We start from the raw sequence: 18490 nt of genomic DNA on the forward strand, positions 1-18490 counted from the left end.
CGGTTCAAAGTTTCAGGTACAGCTTGCGGCGGTCCATGGTCCACACGATCAGCCACCACAGTGCCGTGAACGCCACGGCGAACGCGAGCGAGGCCATGCGCGGTCCGGCGAGTGGCGCGATCCAGTCGGCGAAACCGTATCGGTAGATCGGCGTCTGCCAGCCCAGCGCCGGCAGCAGGATCTGCATCAGTTCGGAACCGGCGTAGGCGGCGATGGCGTTGACGCCGAAGCGTCGTCCCCACGCCGGCCAGCCGCGCGTGTCGATGGCGAGGTGAAACCCAAGCAGGGCCAGCGTCGCCCAGCCCGCCGTCCACAGCGTGAAGGATGGCGTCCACAGATTCTTGTTGAACGGCAGCCACCACGATGCCAGCCAGCCCAGTGTCAGGCAGGCGATGGCCAGCACAAGCAGCGGACGGATGCGTCGTGCACGCAGCCAGGCACCCGCAGACAAACCGAACAGGCTGGTGGCGAAGGCGGGCAGGGTACTGAGCAAGCCTTCGGGGTCGTGGCCGCGGCCGGTCGCCGGGTCGATGCTCCACACGTAGTGTCCGAACACGGCGCTGTCGGTGCGGCTGACGATGTTGATCCACGGAGCCAGCGAACCGCCGAGTATGAGCAGCGCCGCATAGCCGATCAGCAACGCCGCGATGACGCACCACCATGCGCGCGGACGTGCGTACAGCGCCAGCAGCGCGGTACCGGCGAAGCACACGCCGATGCGTTGCAGCACGCCGGGCCAGCGCATGTCGCGGTGCGGCATCAGCCATGCGGCCAGCGCGTTGATCGCCAGTCCGAGCAGCACGATGCGCAGCGCGCGCCAGAGCGCCGCGTTGCGCAGAGCCGCGGGTGCATCGCCGCGCTCCAGGCGAGGCAGGAGCGCCAGGGCCACGGACACGCCCATGACGAACAGGAAGAAGGGAAAGATCAGATCGGTCGGTGTGCAGCCGTTCCAGGCAGCGTGTTCGAGCGGTGCGAACACATGGCTCCAGTCGCCGGGATCGTTGACCAGCAGCATCGCGGCCACGGTGCAGCCGCGCAGCGCGTCGACAGAGGCGAGTCGTGGCGGTTTCGGCGGCATGACGTCACTCCCGGTCAGGCGTTCGCGATCGTGCATCGCATGGCGGGCACTGGAATGGCCGGCGGCGTGAACGGCCGCCGGCACTGAAGAAAAAGACGGGCCCGGCATGCATGTCCGGGCCCGCGGGGGAGGTCACGATGCCTCAGAACTTGAAACGGAGGTTGAGGTAGTACTGGCGACCGTTGACGTAGAACGCGTACGGCTGCTTCCCGTAGGCGTCGTTGACGGTGTAGTACTTCAGCTTCGGGTTGTTCAGGTTCATCGCATCCAGCGATAGCGACAGCCACTGGTTGATGGTGTACCCGAGCGAGGCCGAAAGCGTGCCTACGCCGCTCTGGTAGTAGGCGTCGGTGCGGCTGACGCCGTCATAGAACGACGAACGGTAGGTGTAGCTCAGGCGCGCATTGAAGACGTCGTTCTCGAAGTAGCCCGACACGTTGGCGGTGTTCTTCGAGGTGCCCTGCAGCGGCTTGCCGTTGCCGGTGTGGGCCGCCGCGTAGGTGTAGTTGGCGGCGAAGCCGAAGTACTTGCCGATTGGCTGCTGGTAATTGAGTTCGACGCCCTTCACGTTGCCGTCGACGTTGTGCGGCACGCTGACCAGGTAGGTGCTGTAGACATCCTGTCCGGCGGTGTTGCTCGCCAGCATGTCCTTGTACGTGCGCGACTCGGTGCCGAAGTTCACGTAGTTCTTGAGCGACATGTTGTACACGCCGGCCGACAGCAGGCCGCGCGGCGCGAAGTACCACTCCAGCGCGGCGTCGAAGTTGGTCGAGATCAACGGCTTCAGATGCGGGTTGCCGCCGCTGCCGGTGTGGGTCAGGTCGTCGAGCGAGACGAAACCGGCCAGCGCTGAATAGTCAGGACGGGTCATGGTCTGCGATACGGCGAAGCGCGCCAGCAGATTGTCGGTCATGTTGAACTTCAGGTTGGCGCTGGGCAGGAACTTGTTGTAGCTGCCCTTGTACGTGTTCCAGTAGTAGTCGCCGAACAGCGAGCCGGTGATCGGCCCGGTGACGTCCGCTTCCTGCGGGCTGGTGCTGCTGTAGCTGATGTTCTCCTTGGTGTGCACGTAGCGCACGCCGACATTGCCGCTCCAGCGGTCACCCTGGAAGTTGGCCTGCAGATAGGCCGCGCCGTCCTTCTCGTTGACCTTGTAGATGTCGTTGAAATAGAAGCGGGCGACCGGATCGCGGTTGGCGTACTTGGCGTCGAACGCGGCCAGCTGCGCCGGCGAGTAGAACCAGATGTTGTTCGGATGGATGCCGCCCAGGTCACTGCCGAAGTCGCTCGGATAGTTGGACCACGAGGTTGGATAGTTGGCCAGATTCTGCCAATCGCCCTTCGGTCCCTGGGCGATGCTGCGCAGGTTCTCGCGGGTGTGGTCGGCATAGCGCACGCCGAAGTCCAGCGAGGACAGGGTGCCGTCGTCGAAGTACAGGGAGCCGTCGATCTGGCCCCAATTCTCCTTGTCCTTGGCGTTGATGCCGTTCTCACCGAAGATCCAGCCAGCCGAGGGCAGGATGCCGGAAGGCGAGCTGTTGTCGCCACCGAGTGTCCAGTTGATCGGCTTGCCTAGTCCCTGCATACCCCAGGCGGCGCCGGCGCCGGCCTGCGTGCCCAGTTCGATCACGTCCTGGGTCGGGCTGGAACCTTCGCCGTGGGTGGTGCCGACCTGGCCCTTGAAGGTCAGGTTCTCGCTGGCTTTCCAGGTGGCGTCCAGGGTCAGGTAGTTCGACTTCGAGGATGCACCGGGACGCGAGATCTGGTCGTAGACGCCGTACGGCACCGTGCTGCCGGTCGGTCCGAAGTAGGCCTGCTGCAGCACGTTGTTCTTGACCACGTAGCCGTTGGCCAGTCCTGCGCCGCTGGGCACGAACTGGCTGGCCCACATCATGTAGTTGCGGTTGTAGTTGTCGGCTTTGAGCTTGGTATAGAAGCCGTTGAGGTTGAAGCTCAGGTTGTCGCTGGCCTTCCACTCGATGTCGATGCTGCCGCCCTTGCGCTGGCGCTTCTGCGTGAACAGCACGGCGCCGATCAGGTTCGGGTAGTACACGCCGGCGAGGTCGGGATGGTCCATGGCGACCTGCGAATCGGGCGCGATCTGGCTATAGCCGCCGACCACTTCCTGTCCCTGGCGTTCCAGACTGCGTTCCTCGTAGAACGCCTGCGCCATGATGCCGAAGGTGTTGTCGCTGTTCTTCCAGTTGAACAGGCCGTTGAACTGCGGCTTGGTCTTGCCCGGCAGGTCCGAATACACGCCGCCGACGGACGCCTGCACGGTGACCGGCTTGTCGAACAGCAGCGGCGTGCGGGTGATGATGTTGACCGTGCCGGCGCTGCCGCCTTCCTGCAGTTTGGCCTCGGAGCTCTTGTGCACCACGACTTCGCTGACGATTTCGGCCGGCAGCAGGCTGTAGCTGACGCTGCGGCCGACGGTCTGGGTCTGGCTCAGCACGAACCAGTCGCCGGTACCGACGGTATGGCCGTTGACCAGCGTCTGGGTCATGCTCGGGTTGGTGCCGCGCAGGCTGACGCGATCATTCTCGTCGAAGCCGCCCTCGCTGGCGCTGGCCGAGCTGATGTTCACGCCGGGTAGGCGCTGCAGCGTGTCGGCGACGTTCTTCGCCGGCAGCTTGCCGATGTCCTCGGCGGTGACCACGTCGACGTGGGAGACGGCATCGCGCTTCAGGTTCAGCGACTCGGCTTCCGAATCGCGGATACCGACGACCGTGACGGCCTGCAGCTCCTGGATGTGCTTCTTGGCTTTCTGCTGCGCACTCTGGCTCGATGCATCGGTCTGCGCCCCCTGCGCACCGCTGTTCTGGGCCAGGGCGGGTCCGGACAGCAGCAGCGCCGTCAGGATGCTCGCCGATAGGATGGTCTTGCGCTGGTTCATGATCTCCCCTCCAAGTGGTTTTTTTGCTGCTTTGTCGGACCCCCGCGACGGCTGTCTCCGCGGCCGGTCCCAATCAAGTGGACGAACCCGGTGCTCAGCCCCCGTCCTGGTGATCGAGATACCAGCCGGCGGCACCGATGACGCCGAGCTGGCCGTGCTCCATCAAACGAATCGGCACGCGTTGCAGGAACGCGCGCATGCGGCCCTTGTCGAGAAAGCGTTCAACGAAGGTGCTGCGTGCCAGATAACTGCGGATCTGCGGCAGGATGCCGCCGGCCAGCCAGATGCCGCCGCTGGCGCCGTAGAGCATGGCGAGGTCGCCGACGAAGCTGCCGAGCAGGGCGCAGAACACGTCCAGCGTCTGCCTTGCTTCGTCATCGCTGCCTTGCAGCGCCGCCTCGGTGATCTGTTCGGGCCGTTCCAGTCTGCAGGGCATCGCGCGCAGCGTGCACAGCGCCTGATAGAGGCGCAACAGGCCGGGGCCGGACAGCACATGTTCGTAGGAGACGTGGCGATACCGGCTTTCCATCACGCCGAGGATCCCGATCTCCAGTTCTCCGCGCGGCGCCAGAGCAATCTGGCCGGCCTCCGTGGGCAGCACCAGCGGCTGGGGCTGCATCGGAAGGATGGCGGCCGAGCCCAGTCCGGTGCCCGGCCCCACGACGACTTGCGGGCCGGTTTTTTCGGGCAGCGGCGCGTCGGTCAGGGCCAGCGTCGCCGATGGCTCGATGTACTGCGTGGCGTAGGCGACGGCTTCGAAATCGTTGATCAGCGAGAGGTCGGCGAGGCCCAGCGCATCGCGCAGTTCATTCACTTCGACTCGCCACGGCAGGTTGTCGTTGACCACGACGCCGTCGATGGCGTAGCCGGCGCAGGCGAGGGCGCCGTGCGTGATCGCCGCATCCTCATGGCGCGACAGGAAGTCGCGCAGGATGGCGTCGAGACTCTCGTGCTCGGCGCAGACGTACTTGCGGTAGTCCAGTACGGCGACACGGCCGCTTTCGCTGCCGCCGCGCACCAGGCCGATGCGTGCATGGGTGCCGCCGACGTCTGCCGCGATGAAGGCCCGGGCGGCGTTGTCCACCGCTGGCATGACCGGCTGGCTTGCAAATTGCCCCACGCGATGTCCTCCCCGTGACTCTTTGCGTGTGCCGCGTATCGCTGATGATGCGCGGAGTGGGCCGAGTGTTGCGGAATGATGACAACGTTGTCAAGCATGTGCTTCGAGAGTCATGAAGTCGGGCTTCCCAGCGGGATGATGCGTATCATTCGGTTTCGCTCAGCAGACTGGTTTCGCTCTGGATCAGGCTCGCTTTGCCGGTCATGGCCAGTCATGAAAGGGTTTTCGTGGCATGTCGGGTTCGACGGAGTGATCCGCTCTTCGCGTTCGAAGGGCGAAAGCACTTGACGGCGCACGATGACAACGTTAATCCTGATGCGGCTAGATCGGACATTCCGATCGTGGGAGGGGAGTGCATTTCATGACGGGCAATGTCCAGGGCGGCCGCGGCAGCCATTACGCGATGTCGATGTTCATCATCGGCGTGCTGTTCTTCATCTTCGGTTTCGTCACCTGGCTCAACGGGCCGCTGACGATCTTCGTGAAGCTGGCTTTCAATCTGGACGACGTCAGCGCGTTCCTGATTCCGGTGGCGTTCTACGTGTCGTATTTCGTCTGGGCGCTGCCCGGCGCGGCGGTGCTCAAGCGCACTGGCATGAAGCGGGGCATGGCGCTCGGGCTGTTCGTGATGGCGATCGGCGCGGTGCTGTTCGGTCAGTTCATCGACTGGCGCATGTATCCGGGTGCGCTGGTGGGGTTGTTCGTGATCGGCGCGGGCCTGTCCCTGCTGCAGACCGCTTCCAATCCCTACGTCAGCATTCTCGGCCCTATCGACAGCGCGGCGCAGCGCGTGGCGATCATGGGCATCTGCAACAAGGTCGCGGGCGCGCTCGCGCCGCTGGTGTTTGGTGCGCTCGTGCTCAGTGGCATCGGTGACTTCGAAGCCAAGGTGAAGGCCGCGCCGACGCCGCAGGATGCCGCACGGATGCTTGATGCGTTCGTGTCGCGCGTGTACTGGCCGTACATGGTGATGGCTGCGATCATGGCCGTGCTGGCGATCTGGGTGGTGCGTTCGTCGCTACCGGAGATCAAGCCATCCGGCGACAACCGCGAGGACGCGGCGCATGCCGGCCGCAGCATCTTCAGCTTCCCGCATCTGTGGTTGGGCGTGCTGTGCCTGTTCATTTACGTCGGCATGGAGGTGATGGCCGGCGACGCCATTGGCATCTACGGACAGGCGCTGGGGCTGCCGCTGGATGCGGTCAAGCACTTCACCTCGTTCACCATGCTGGCGATGCTGGTCGGCTACGTGGCCGGACTGGTGCTGATCCCGCGCTTCATCTCGCAGCAGAGCTATCTGGCCGTGTCGGCGGTGCTGGGCGTGCTGTTCGCCTTCGGCGCCTATGCGACGCAGGGCTATGCGTCGGTGGCTTTCGTCGCCGCGCTGGGCTTCGCCAACGCGATGATGTGGCCGGCGATCTTCCCGCTGGCGATCAAGCGGCTGGGCAGCCACACCGAGTTCGGCTCGGCGCTGCTCATCATGGGCATCATGGGCGGCGCGCTGATTCCGCAGGTCTTCGTGCATCTGAAGGAGCACATCGACTTCCAGTTGGCATTCCTGCTGGTGATGGTGCCGGGGTATCTGTACATCCTGTTCTACGGCCTGCGCGGGCATCGCGTCGGCCAGCAGGAGACGGCCTCCGTGTTGGCCGCGGACACCATGCAGTAAACTGCGTCTGGCACTGTTCCGACCTCGGGGGCAGTGTTCCGATCACCATCGATAAGGAGTCCGGGTGCCAGCCACCATCAAAGACGTTGCCGAACGCGCCGGGGTCTCGCTGAAGACGGTTTCGCGCGTGATCAACCACGAAGCGTCGGTCCAGGACGACACGCGGGCGCGCGTGCAAAAGGCCATCGAGGAGCTGAACTATCAGCCGGACCTGTCCGCGCGCAGCCTTCGCGGTGCGCGCAACTTCGCGTTGGGGCTGGTCTACGACAACCCGAATCCGTACTACATCATCGCGGTGCAGAACGGCGCGTTGTCGGTGTGTCGCGAGATGGGTTTCGGCCTGCAGATTCATCCCTGCGACTCCACCGCGCCGAAGCTGGCGCAGGAACTGACGGATTTGGCGCATCGCTCGCGCCTGGCGGGGCTGGTGCTGGCGCCGCCGATGTCGGAAGACCCGAAACTGATTCGCCATCTGGCCAAGGCTGGGGTGCACTTCGTGCGCATTCTGTCGGCCGCCGAAGATCCGGACGATGGCTATCCGTGCGTGTTCATCGACGACCGCGATGCGGCCTACGACATTACCGAACATCTGATCCAGCTCGGGCACACCCGCATCGGCTTCCTCTGGGGTGGCGAGGAGCATCGTTCCAGTCCGGAGCGCTACAAGGGCTACGCCGATGCGCTGAAGGACTACGGCATCGAGCAGGACAGAAAGCTGGTCGTGAAGGGCGACTATTCCTTCGACGACGGTTTCCGCGGCGCGCGCAAGCTGCTGGCGCTGAAGGAGCCGCCGACGGCGATCTTCGGTTCCAACGACGAGATCGCGGCCGGTGTGCTGGCGGCGGCGAAGTCGGCGGGCATGGACGTGCCCTACGATCTGTCGATTGCGGGCTTCGAGGACAGTCCGTTTTCCAAGCAGTCCTGGCCGGCGCTGACCACGGCGCGGCAGGCCACCGACGAGATCGCGCAGCACGCCACGCGTCTGCTGATCGCGCAGTTGCAGAAGAACGGCCGCTTCGAGGTGCACAATGAGGGCTTCAGTCCCGAGCTGGTGGTACGTGGCTCCACGGCGCCGCCGCGGCCGCGCAAGTAATCCCGTTTCGCATTGATCACGCAGCAGCAGGCAGAGGCATGATCAATCGTCGGGATGATCCCGTTGCGTGGGCCATGTTTCTGTACGAACTGACGGATGCACATGAGCATCTCGGTGAGCTCATCAAGGAGATTTCTTCGGACCCCGAGTACGGCGAGTCCGAGCTGCGCATCGACCTGGGGCACGTGTACGCACAACTGAACCGGGCATGGCGTCGGCGGCTGAAGAGCAGCGATTTTGCGGGCAGCGAATGGGAGGCGGGTCGAGCGTTTCCCGACGATCTCGAGCCGCTGGTCTGACGTCTTCTTCGGGCCGGGGCGCCGCTACGCGACGCGCCCGAACTCAGGCGTTGTGGGTCACGCGCGCAGCGCGGTGGCTTCGCGCGCCAGCTGCTCGATGGCGTTCCAGTCGCCGGCGGCGACGAGGCCGCGTGGGGTCAGCCAGGAGCCGCCGACACAGATCACGTTGGACAGCGACAGGTAGTCGCGGGCGTTCTTCGTGCTGACGCCGCCGGTGGGGCAGAAGCGGATGCCCGGCAGCGGGCCGCCGAGCGAGCGCAGCATCGCCGTGCCGCCGGCGGCTTCGGCGGGGAAGAATTTCTGCAGTGTGTAGCCGCGTTCGAGAAGAATCATCGCCTCGCTGGCGCTGGCGGCGCCGGGGAGCAGGGGGACGGACTGCTCCTCGGCGGCATCGAGCAACGCGGGTGTGCTGCCGGGCGAGACGATGAAAGTGGCGCCGGCTTGGACGGCGTTGTCCAGGTCAGCGGGATTCAGGATGGTGCCGGCGCCGACGTGCGCGCCTTCGACTTCGGCGGCGATGGCGCGGATGGCGTCGAGCGCCGCCGGCGTGCGCAGTGTGACTTCGATGGCCGGTGCGCCGCCGGCGACCAGTGCGCGCGCCAGCGGCACGGCTTGGGCGGCGTCCTCGATCACCACTACTGGCACCACGGGGCCGAGGGTGAGGGTGGCTTCGAGCTGGGCGATGCGGTTGTTCATGGTCATGGCGTCGTGTCGTGTCGAAATCGGAATGGGCATCAGGCGTCGGCGGCGTGATGCGCATCGGGCGCGCCGAACACGCCTGCGCCGGCGTCGGCCGAGCCGACGGCGTTGCGCATTAGTGCGAACAGCTCGCGGCCGAGGCCGCTGTGGCTGGTCGACAGGTCGGCATGCGCGAAGTCGCGCGCGTTCCACTCGTCGGCGTCGACCAGCGCGTCGAGCGTGCCGGCGTCGGCGTCGAGGCGAATCATGTCGCCGTCGCGTACCTTGCCCAGCGGGCCGGCGTCGACCGCTTCCGGGCTGACATGGATGGCGGCCGGAATCTTGCCCGACGCACCGGACATGCGCCCGTCCGTGACCAGCGCCACGCGGTGGCCGCGGCCCTGCAGCACGCCCAGCGTCGGCGTCAGCTTGTGCAGTTCCGGCATGCCGATGGCGCGCGGACCCTGGAAGCGGACCACGGCGACGAAGTCGCGGTCCAGCTCGCCGCGCTCGAAGGCGGCGCGCACGTCGTTCTGGTCGTGGAAGATCACTGCCGGCGCCTCGATCACGTGGCGGTCCTCGGGCACCGAGGACACCTTGATGACCGAGCGTCCGAGATTGCCCTGCAGCACACGCAGCCCGCCGTCGGCCTGGAACGGCTCGCTGGCCGGGCGCAGGATGTTGGCGTTGCCGCTCTGGCCCGGATCGACCCAGTTCAGCTCGCCGTCGGCGTCGAGCTGCGGCATCTTGCGGTAGGCCTGCATGCCGCCGCCCCAGACGGTGGTGACGTCCTCGTGCAGCAGGCCGGCGTCGAGCAGCGAGCCGATCAGGAATGGCATGCCGCCGGCGCTGTGGAAGTGATTCACGTCGGCGTAGCCGTTCGGGTACACGCGCGCCAGCAGCGGCGTGACGCGCGAGATGGCGTCGAAGTCTTCCAGTGTCAACGTGATGCCGGCGGCCGCGGCGATGGCGACCAGGTGCAGCAGGTGGTTGGTCGAACCGCCCGTCGCGTTGAGGCCGATGATGCCGTTGACGATGCTGCGCTCGTCGATGACGCGGCCGGCGGGCGTGTAGTCCTCGCCCAGCGCGCTGATGGCAACGGCGCGCTGCACGGTGGCGGCGGTCAGAGCATCGCGCAGCGGCGTGTCCGGATTGACGAAGCTGGAGCCGGGCAGGTGCAGGCCCATCATCTCCATCAGCATCTGGTTGGAATTGGCGGTGCCGTAGAAGGTGCAGGTGCCGGGCGAATGGTAGGACTTCGCCTCGGCCTCCAGTAGCTGCTCGCGCGTGGCTTTGCCCTCGGCGAACTGCTGGCGGACCTTGGATTTCTCCTCGTTGGGCAGGCCGCTGGGCATCGGGCCGGACGGCACGAAGATCGCCGGCAAGTGGCCGAAGCTCAATGCGGCGATCAGCAGGCCGGGCACGATCTTGTCGCAGATGCCCAGGTACAGGCCGGCGTCGAACATGTCGTGCGAAAGCGCCACCGCGGCGGAGAGCGCGATCACGTCGCGCGAGAACAGGCTCAACTCCATGCCGGCCTGGCCCTGGGTGATGCCGTCGCACATGGCCGGCACGCCGCCGGCGACCTGTGCGGTGGCGCCGGCTTCGCGCGCCAAGCGGCGGATCAGTTCGGGATAGCGCTCGTACGGCTGATGCGCCGACAGCATGTCGTTGTAGGCGGTAACGATGCCGATGTTGGGCGAGGCGTCGCCGCGCAGCGCGTCCTTGTCCTGCGTGCCGCAGGCGGCGAAACCGTGGGCGAGATTGCCGCAGGAAAGGTGGCGGCGTTTCGGGCCGTTGTCGCGCGCGGCGTCGATACGTGCCAGGTAGGCGGCGCGGCCGGGACGGCTGCGTTCGGCGATGCGTTCAGTGACTTCTTGAAGAACGGGATGCAGGTTCATGGCGTGTCTCATTTCATGCGTGTCGCGCAGCGTCGGCGGTGCGGCGCGCGGTTCGGTATCGGGTCAGGGGCACCAGTAGGTCTGCAGGTCGGGCGCGTGCTGCAGCACAGCGCCGATCGGCAGCTCCGCGTCATCCATGGCCTGTTCCAGCACGCGGCGCTTGGCGTCGCCCTCGATCAGCAGGTAGAGGGCGCGCGCCTGGACCAGGACGGGCAGGCTCAGAGTGATGCGCGGTTCGTCTGCGCCGGGTGCACGCATGGGCAGCACCCGCGCGGAGCCGTTCGGGTCCAGCGCCTGGCGCAGGTGATCGCCTTCGGGGAAGAAGGAGGCGGTATGGCCGTCCTCGCCCATGCCGAGCACGACCACGTCCAGCGGCAGGTCCAGCGCGTCGAGGCGAGTCGCCACGCGCGGCAGGCCGTTCTCCGGCGTCGGTGCGTGTGCATACAGCGGCACGAACTGCGCCTGGGCCGCCGGTCCGTGCAGCAGGTGCTTGCGCAGCAGGCCGGCATTGGAGCGCGGATGTTCCGGCGGCACCCAGCGTTCGTCGACCAGGGTCACGACGACCTTGCTCCAATCCAGCGCGCAGCGCGCGAGCTGCTCCATGAAGCGTTTCGGCGTGCTGCCGCCAGACAGCGCCATGCCGGCTTGGCCGCGCGCGTCGATGGCGACGCGCAGGTCACGCGCCACGGTTTCGGCCAGCGCCTGGGCCAGCTGTTCGGCATGCTCGCTGGTGTGCCACGACAGGGCAGCGCTCCCCTCAGGGGGCGTGGCATCCGGTGTCGGCGAGTGTGTGTTCATCGCGGTCTACTGTCCGTCTCCGTCGTGCCAGGTGCGTCCGTCGCGCTCGATCAGGGCGACCGATGCGCTCGGTCCCCAGGTGCCGGCGGCGTACGGACGCGGCGAATTGTTGCTGTTTTCCCAGGCCGCCAGGATCGGGTCGATCCAGCGCCATGCGGCCTCGACCTCGTCGCGGCGCATGAACAGGGTCAGATTGCCGCGTACCACGTCCAGCAGCAGGCGCTCATACGCGTCCGGCTGCTGCACGCCGAAGGCCTCGGCGAAGCTCATGTCCAGCGGCACCGCCTGCAGACGCAGGCCGCCGGGGCCGGGGTACTTGGCCATCAGCCACAGCTTCACGCCTTCGTCCGGCTGCAGGCGTAGCACCAGCTTGTTGGCTCGGATCGCCCCGCTGCCGGCTTCGAAGATGGAGTAGGGGATGTCGCGGAAATGGATGACAATCTCCGACACGCGGTCGGGCATGCGCTTGCCCGTGCGCAGGTAGAACGGCACGCCGGCCCAGCGCCAGTTGCAGACCTGGGCCTTCAGCGCGACGAAGGTCTCGGTGTCGGAGGATGGCTGGCCCAGGTCCTCGAGGTAGCCCGGCGCCGAGCCGCCGTTGGCTGCGCCGGCGCGGTACTGGCCGCGGACGGTGGTCTGGGCGGCGTTCTCCGCATTGATCGGTTTCAGTGTGTGCAGGACCTTGAGCTTCTCGTCGCGCACCGCATCCGAATCCAGCGAGGCGGGCGGCTCCATGGCTACCATGCACAGCAGCTGCAGCAAGTGGTTCTGCACCATGTCGCGCAGTGCGCCGGCGGTGTCGTAGTACGGGCCGCGCTGCTCGACGCCGACGGTCTCGGCCACGGTGATCTGCACATGGTCGATGTGCGCGGCATTCCACAGCGGCTCGAACAAGACATTGGCGAAGCGCAGCGCCAGCAGGTTCTGCACCGTTTCCTTGCCCAGGTAGTGGTCGATGCGGAAGATCTGGTTCTCCGCGAACACGGCGCCGACGGCATCGTTGATCTCGGTCGCGCTGGCGAGATCGTGGCCGATCGGCTTCTCGATGACCACGCGTGCGCCATCGCCGTTCAGGCCGTGCTGGCGCAGGCGTTCGCAGATGTCGACGAAGATGCGCGGACTGGTGGACAGGTAGAACACCCGCACGTGGTCGTCGATGCGGGTCAGCTCGCGTGCGAAGTCGTCCCAGCCGTCGTCGCTGGTGGCGTCCAGCGGGTGGTAGCTGACCAGTTCCAGGAAGTCGTCGATCTTCGCGCCGAGGGCGTCGTCGCCGCCGACCGCTTTCTCCAGCGCCTCGCGCACGCGGTCGCGATATTCGCCGTCGGCCTGGTCCTCGCGGGCCACGCCGAGGATGCGACTCTGCAGGGGAATCTGCTCGTCGGCAAAGCGGCGGAACAGGGCGGGCAGCAGCTTGCGCATGGCCAGATCGCCGGTTCCACCGAAGATCACCAGGTCGAAGGCCGCAACGGGCTTGGCATGGGTGCTCACGAAGTCGCCTCGTGGGAAGAATGCATGCGATTAGCATACCACTACAAAACCACTTTGATGCAAGTTACGGATTGGTTACGGTTACATGCCGTACCAGTTGCTTGATTGGTATTGCACTGGTATTTTGGTTGGCATGGAAAGCGCTCTGCTCGATGAATACCGGCGTCAGGCCGAGGACACGCACGCCCCGGCGTATCTGCGCCTGCGCCGTGCGATTCGCACCAGTGTCGAACGCGGTGCGCTCGGCCCCGGCCACGCGTTGCCGAGCGAGCGTGAATTGGCGCGTCAGTTGGAACTGTCCCGTGTCACCGTGCGCAAGGCGTTGGCCGGACTGGTCGAGGATGGTGTGCTGACTCAGCGCCACGGCGCGGGCACGTTCGTCGCCGAGCGCATCGTCAAGCCGCTGTCGAAACTGACCAGCTTCACCGGCGATCTTCGCGCGCGCGGGTTGAATCCGCGTTCGGTGTTCATGGAGCGCGAGGTCGGCGAGGTCACGCCGGAAGAGGCCATGGCGCTCAATCTCTCGCCGGGCGCGCTGGTGGTGCGGCTGTACCGCCTGCGCTACGGCTCGGACGAACCGCTGGCGGTGGAGCGTAGCGCCATTCCGCACGACATCGTCAACGATCCCGAGATGATCGAGGACTCGCTCTACGAAGTGCTCGAGAAACTCGGCTGCCGTCCGGTGCGCGCGCTGCAGCGCCTGCGCGCGGTGAATTTCAACGCCGAACAGGCGCGTCTGCTGGATGTGCCCGAAGGCAGCGCCGGTCTGGCGCTGGAACGACGCACCTTCATTGCCGACGGCCGCTTGGTCGAGTACACGCGCTCCTGGTACCGCGGCGATGCCTACGACTTCGTCGCCGAACTGCAGGGCGAATCATGAATCCGTCGACGCCCGCCTGCGTCGCCGCGCGCATCTGCGCGCCCGAATCGAGGACATCGATGCCGTGAACGAGCAAGCCGCGAATCCGCAACAGACTTTGATGCACCAGGAAGCCGCCGAGGCGCCGCGCGTGATCGAGCGCCAGCTGGCCGAGAATGACGCCGTGGTGCGCGAACTGGCGACGCGCCTACGCGCTGCGCCGCCGCGCTTCATCGTGACCTGTGCGCGGGGCAGCTCCGATCATGCAGCAACCTTCGCCAAGTACGCGTTCGAGACGCGGCTCGGTCTGGTTACCGCGTCGGCCTCGCCCTCGGTCGAGTCGGTATACGCTGCACCGCAGCAGCTTCGCGATGCGCTGTTCGTGGCCATCTCGCAATCGGGCAAGAGCCCGGACCTGCTGCGCAACGCCGAGGCGGCGCGTTCGGCCGGCGCGCACGTGGTCGCGCTGGTCAACGTCGAGGACTCGCCGTTGGCGGAGATCGCCGACACGGTGATTCCCCTGCGCGCCGGTCCCGAACGCAGCGTCGCCGCGACCAAGAGCTATCTGGGCACGCTATCCGCGATCCTCCACATCACCGCGCACTGGAGCGCCAACGCGGCCCTGCACGATGCACTGACTGCGCTGCCCGATGCCATGGGCAGGGCGTTCCGGCAGGACTGGTCGCCGCTGGTCGAAGGACTGCGCGATGCCCGCAATCTGTTCGTGCTCGGGCGCGGCTACGGCTACGGCGCGGCGCAGGAATCGGCCTTGAAGTTCAAGGAGACCTGCTGCCTGCATGCCGAGGCCTTCAGCACCGCCGAGGTCAAGCACGGTCCGATGGCGCTGGTCGGCGCCGATTTCCCGATGCTCATGCTGGCGCAGGACGACGGCACGCTACGCGGCGCGCTGGACGTGGCGCGTGAATTCCGCGAGCGCGGCGCGCGGGTCTGGACCGCCGCGCCGGGCGACCGCCACGACGATGCCTTGCCGATCGTGCCCGCTGCCGATCCGCTGTGCGCGCCGCTGCTGGCGGTGCAGAGCTTCTATCGCGCGGCCAATGCGTTGTCCATGGCGCGCGGGTACGACCCGGACGTGCCGCCGTACCTCAACAAGGTCACCGAAACCGTCTGATCGGTCGGCGCATCCCCGGCGCCGGCCCGCATCCGTCCCTCCCCACACCGTTCCAGTTCGAGATCCACGCCTCATGACCACCGCTTTCATCAACGGACGCATCCTTACCAATCACGGCCTGCAGAGCGGTTGTGCCGTGCTGGTCGAGGACGATCGCATCGCCGGCCTGGCGTTGCCATCCGACCCCCGCGTACGCGCCGCCGAACGTCACGATCTGGAAGGACGCTATCTGCTGCCGGGCTTCATCGATTGCCAGGTCAACGGCGGCGGCGGCGTGCTGTTCAACGAAGCGCCCACGGTCGAGGGCATCCGCGCCATCGGCGAGGCGCACCAGCGTTTCGGTACCACCGGCTTTCTGCCGACCCTGATCAGCGACGACGTCGACGTGATGCGCAAGGCCATCGCCGCCGTCGACGAGGCCATCGAAACGGGTGTTCCGGGCGTGCTCGGCATCCACATCGAGGGTCCGTACCTGGCGCCCGCGCGCAAGGGCGTCCACGACGCCGACAAGTTCCGCATTCCCGACGAAGAGGAATTGGCGCTGGTCAGCTCGCTCAAGCGGGGCGTGACCGTGCTGACCCTGGCCCCGGACCAGGTGCCAGTCGAGAAGATCCGTCGCCTGGTCGAGGCCGGCGTGATCGTCGCCGGCGGCCACACGGCTGCCGACTACGCGACCACGCGCGCGGCGCTCGACAACGGCGTGCGCGGATTCACCCACCTGTTCAACGCCATGACGCCGTTCACCAGCCGCGAGCCCGGCGTGGTCGGCGCGGCGCTGGAAGACCCGGACAGCTGGTGCGGCCTGATCGTCGACGGTCACCATGTGCATCCGGCCAGCCTGCGTGTGGCCATCGCTGCCAAGGCTGCCGGCAAGATGTTCCTGGTCACCGATGCCATGCCGCCGGTCGGCGCGGACGATCCGCACTTCGTGCTCAACGGCGAGACCATCACCGCCGAGGACGGCATCTGCCGCACCGCCGACGGCGTGCTGGCCGGTTCTGCGCTGGACATGGCCAGCGCCATCCGCAATTGCGTGCAGCAGCTCGACCTGCCGGTCGCCGAAGCGGCCCGGATGGCCGCCACGTATCCCGCCGATTTCCTCGGCTTCGAACGCACCCACGGCCATATCAGCGCTGGCTACCGCGCCGACTTCGCCGTGCTCGACGAGCATTTTTCCCTGCAGGAAACCTGGATCGGCGGTCGACGCCTTATCTGACAGGAGGATATTGGCGCACCGTCGGTCGCTCCGGTCATCGGCGCGAAGAGCGGCCCCGTTCGGGCAGTATGCGCATGGCTTTCTTTTCCGGTGACTGGTTCCACTCCGGATGCTGCTCTGCAGCTTCCGCTAACGCCCGTCGCCAGGCCAGGTACTGCGAGGGAGACGGCAACAGCGGTGTGTGTGCGAGCTCCCAGTGGATGCCGTTGATCGGGTCGTCGAAGAACACCGCGTAGTAGCCGGGCGAGTAGATCGGGTAGGCCTGTGGAGCGTCCGTCACGGGTATCGCGTTCGGCAGCAGGAAGTCGCGATGAAAGGCATCTACTTCGCTTCGGCGTTTGGCCCATAGTGCGATGTGGTGGATGCCGACAGCGCGTTCGGCATGCTCCAGTCGATGCCCCGATTCCGCCGGTTGCACGCCAATGTAGCTGTGCGGGAACGGGAATCGCGCCATGTAGTAGGTCGAGCGGTAACCGAGGTCGAGCGTCCAGAAACTGCGGTAGCCGAGCCAGCCGAACATCCGGTCGTAGAAGCGGACCGAATTCTCATAATCGAGTACCGAGAATTCGACGTGATGTATACCGCGCCATCGCATGGCTGCCGCCTCCTATACATGTCGATCAAATGTTCATCCTGACTCGAATCATCGTATGCGACGCCGATATGCGCATGGATTGATCTTGGTCAAGATCTGCCCCCTTCTGCCAGCGTAGGCTGATTCCGTTACTCGCATTAGACGGTTCGCCGCGTTCCGAGGCGATCCAGGAGGCATGCAACATGTCCGACTTGAAAACTGGGCCAACGCCCGATCATGGCAAGACGCCGTTTCCGCCCGCGTTGTTGAGCGGTGATCACTGGATCGAGGAACTTCATGACGGCCATCATGTGCTGATCCGTCCGATTCGCGCCGAAGACCGCGAGCGCGAGCGCGTCTTTATCGAACGGCTGTCACCAGCGGCCAAGCACTATCGCTTTCTTGGTGAGATGCGCACGCCGGACGAGCGTCTGCTGGATCTGATGCTCAACGTCGACTACACGAACACGATGGCCTTCATCGCCCTGGTGCACGACGACGGTGAGTTGCGCGAAGTCGGCGTCAGCCGTTATGCCGCATCCGGCGATTCGCGCCATTGCGAGTGCGCGGTGACCGTGGCCGAGGACTGGCAGCATCGAGGGCTCGGCGTGGCGTTGATGCGCCATCTCATCGACATGGCGCGCCGCAACGGATTCAAGCAGATGTTTTCCGTGGATGCTGCCGACAACGAGCCGATGCGCGAGTTGGCCGAATTCCTCGGGTTCCGCCGCAGCACGGACCCGGATGACGCTTCGCAAGTCATCTACACGCGGGATCTCTGAAGGCCGACGGAATGCATCGTGCACAGTCGCAGGCGCGGGTCGAAGCGTGTCGGGAGCCGTCTCCGGATGGCGTCGTCGGGAGCGATATCCTCGCGGTGGTCACGACGACCGCGCCGTGGAGTGCGGCCGCCGAGGTGGCCGTCGCACTGGCGGCGCGTACTGGCGGCGAACTGACCGGCTGCCGTATCGATCCGGAGTGGCGCGAGCTTGATGCTGCGGAGTCCATGTCGATACCGGTGCTGGGTTCGGGCGCGTGGGACGACGGCGCGCAGCAGCGCGATGATTGCGCGTTCACGGAGTTCGCCCGTGAACGCGGTGTGGAAGATGCGGCGTGGTGCACGGCGCAGGCCGGTATCGCACAGACGTTGCGGCAGCTTGGCGCGTGGCATGACCTGGCCGTGTTGGAGCGTGACATGGTCACGCCTGAACGCGTGCCCGACGTACTCGGTGAAGCCATGCTGGGATGCGGGGTGCCGTGCCTGTTGCTGCCGGATGGCAGGCGGCTTCCATCATGGCCGTTCGCGCGGGTGGTGATCGGCTGGAACGGCAGCATGGAAGCCATCCGCGCACTGCATGCAGCCCGCGGACTGTTGATGGCGGCCGATGCCGTGCATGTGCTGGATGGTGCGGTGGTCGAGGACGAAGTCGGTCGCGGACTGCCTCGTTTCGATCCGTGTCGCTATCTCGCGCGGCATGGCATCACGGCGTCCCGCAGTCGTGTATCGACCGACGTGGGTTCGGCGGGAGAGGTCCTGCTGGACGCTTCCGTGCGGCTGCATGCCGACCTGCTGGTGATGGGAGCCTACGGGCGTTCTCATCTACGTGAGCGGGTGGTGGGTGGAGCCTCGCGCTACGTGCTGGAGCATGCCGAAATTCCGCTGCTGATGCGGCACTGAGCACAGGGTGC

General features: G+C 66.1%; 16 protein-coding genes. 8 read left to right on the top strand and 8 right to left on the bottom strand.

Annotated features, from left to right (window positions below; genetic code table 11):
* Positions 1 to 4: 4 nt before the first annotated feature.
* The 3 genes from BTJ49_RS06950 to glk form a co-directional block, all read right to left on the bottom strand.
* Positions 5 to 1078, bottom strand: a complete 1074-nt coding sequence (locus tag BTJ49_RS06950; protein ID WP_113065075.1) for a heparan-alpha-glucosaminide N-acetyltransferase domain-containing protein — start codon at positions 1076 to 1078, stop codon at positions 5 to 7.
* Between the two features lie 142 nt (positions 1079 to 1220).
* Positions 1221 to 3974, bottom strand: a complete 2754-nt coding sequence (locus BTJ49_RS06955) for a TonB-dependent receptor (protein WP_113064673.1) — start codon at positions 3972 to 3974, stop codon at positions 1221 to 1223.
* A 94-nt stretch (positions 3975 to 4068) separates the two neighbouring features.
* Complete coding sequence (gene glk, locus BTJ49_RS06960; protein ID WP_343125522.1) at positions 4069 to 5094, bottom strand: glucokinase; 1026 nt, start codon at positions 5092 to 5094, stop codon at positions 4069 to 4071.
* A gap of 361 nt (positions 5095 to 5455) precedes the next feature.
* On the opposite strand from glk, the gene BTJ49_RS06965 reads away from it, so the two are divergent.
* From BTJ49_RS06965 to BTJ49_RS06975, 3 genes are all read left to right on the top strand, one after another.
* Entirely contained in the window at positions 5456 to 6763 is a 1308-nt protein-coding gene (locus BTJ49_RS06965; protein WP_113065076.1) for a sugar MFS transporter, read from the top strand.
* A 64-nt stretch (positions 6764 to 6827) separates the two neighbouring features.
* Positions 6828 to 7856: a LacI family DNA-binding transcriptional regulator gene (locus BTJ49_RS06970; RefSeq protein WP_113064675.1), complete on the top strand. Its 1029-nt coding sequence runs from the start codon at positions 6828 to 6830 to the stop codon at positions 7854 to 7856.
* Positions 7857 to 7930: 74 nt separating this feature from the next.
* Positions 7931 to 8155, top strand: a complete 225-nt coding sequence (locus BTJ49_RS06975; protein WP_146742292.1) for a hypothetical protein — start codon at positions 7931 to 7933, stop codon at positions 8153 to 8155.
* Positions 8156 to 8212: 57 nt separating this feature from the next.
* On the opposite strand, the gene BTJ49_RS06980 is transcribed toward BTJ49_RS06975, so the two are convergent.
* The 4 genes from BTJ49_RS06980 to zwf form a co-directional block, all read right to left on the bottom strand.
* On the bottom strand, positions 8213 to 8890 hold the full coding sequence (locus BTJ49_RS06980; protein ID WP_343125523.1) for a bifunctional 4-hydroxy-2-oxoglutarate aldolase/2-dehydro-3-deoxy-phosphogluconate aldolase: 678 nt from the start codon (positions 8888 to 8890) through the stop codon (positions 8213 to 8215).
* Positions 8890 to 10734: a phosphogluconate dehydratase gene (gene edd / locus BTJ49_RS06985; RefSeq protein ID WP_113064677.1), complete on the bottom strand. Its 1845-nt coding sequence runs from the start codon at positions 10732 to 10734 to the stop codon at positions 8890 to 8892. The genes BTJ49_RS06980 and edd overlap by 1 nt, the downstream gene beginning before the upstream one ends.
* Before the next feature lie 63 nt (positions 10735 to 10797).
* Complete coding sequence (gene pgl / locus BTJ49_RS06990; RefSeq protein WP_113064678.1) at positions 10798 to 11532, bottom strand: 6-phosphogluconolactonase; 735 nt, start codon at positions 11530 to 11532, stop codon at positions 10798 to 10800.
* A gap of 6 nt (positions 11533 to 11538) precedes the next feature.
* Positions 11539 to 13020, bottom strand: coding sequence for a glucose-6-phosphate dehydrogenase (zwf, locus tag BTJ49_RS06995; protein WP_113064679.1), 1482 nt, complete (start codon positions 13018 to 13020; stop codon positions 11539 to 11541).
* A 133-nt stretch (positions 13021 to 13153) separates the two neighbouring features.
* On the opposite strand from zwf, the gene BTJ49_RS07000 reads away from it, so the two are divergent.
* From BTJ49_RS07000 to nagA, 3 genes are all read left to right on the top strand, one after another.
* Positions 13154 to 13900 carry a GntR family transcriptional regulator gene (locus tag BTJ49_RS07000; RefSeq protein ID WP_113064680.1) on the top strand — a complete coding sequence of 249 codons (747 nt, stop codon included), beginning with the start codon at positions 13154 to 13156 and terminating at the stop codon, positions 13898 to 13900.
* 100 nt (positions 13901 to 14000) lie between these two features.
* Positions 14001 to 15011, top strand: a complete 1011-nt coding sequence (locus tag BTJ49_RS07005) for an SIS domain-containing protein (protein ID WP_113065078.1) — start codon at positions 14001 to 14003, stop codon at positions 15009 to 15011.
* 73 nt (positions 15012 to 15084) lie between these two features.
* Positions 15085 to 16227 (top strand): N-acetylglucosamine-6-phosphate deacetylase, encoded by a 1143-nt coding sequence (gene nagA / locus BTJ49_RS07010; RefSeq protein WP_113064681.1) that lies wholly within the window; start codon positions 15085 to 15087, stop codon positions 16225 to 16227.
* Between the two features lie 34 nt (positions 16228 to 16261).
* On the opposite strand, the gene BTJ49_RS07015 is transcribed toward nagA, so the two are convergent.
* Positions 16262 to 16822, bottom strand: a complete 561-nt coding sequence (locus BTJ49_RS07015; RefSeq protein ID WP_113064682.1) for a VOC family protein — start codon at positions 16820 to 16822, stop codon at positions 16262 to 16264.
* Between the two features lie 182 nt (positions 16823 to 17004).
* On the opposite strand from BTJ49_RS07015, the gene BTJ49_RS07020 reads away from it, so the two are divergent.
* Together BTJ49_RS07020 and BTJ49_RS07025 are read left to right on the top strand one after the other, a co-directional pair.
* Positions 17005 to 17583 carry a GNAT family N-acetyltransferase gene (locus BTJ49_RS07020; RefSeq protein WP_113064683.1) on the top strand — a complete coding sequence of 193 codons (579 nt, stop codon included), beginning with the start codon at positions 17005 to 17007 and terminating at the stop codon, positions 17581 to 17583.
* An 11-nt stretch (positions 17584 to 17594) separates the two neighbouring features.
* Entirely contained in the window at positions 17595 to 18479 is an 885-nt protein-coding gene (locus BTJ49_RS07025) for a universal stress protein (protein ID WP_113064684.1), read from the top strand.
* Positions 18480 to 18490 lie beyond the last annotated feature (11 nt).

Source organism: Oleiagrimonas sp. MCCC 1A03011, from assembly GCF_003267965.1.
GTDB lineage: Bacteria > Pseudomonadota > Gammaproteobacteria > Xanthomonadales > Rhodanobacteraceae > Oleiagrimonas > Oleiagrimonas citrea.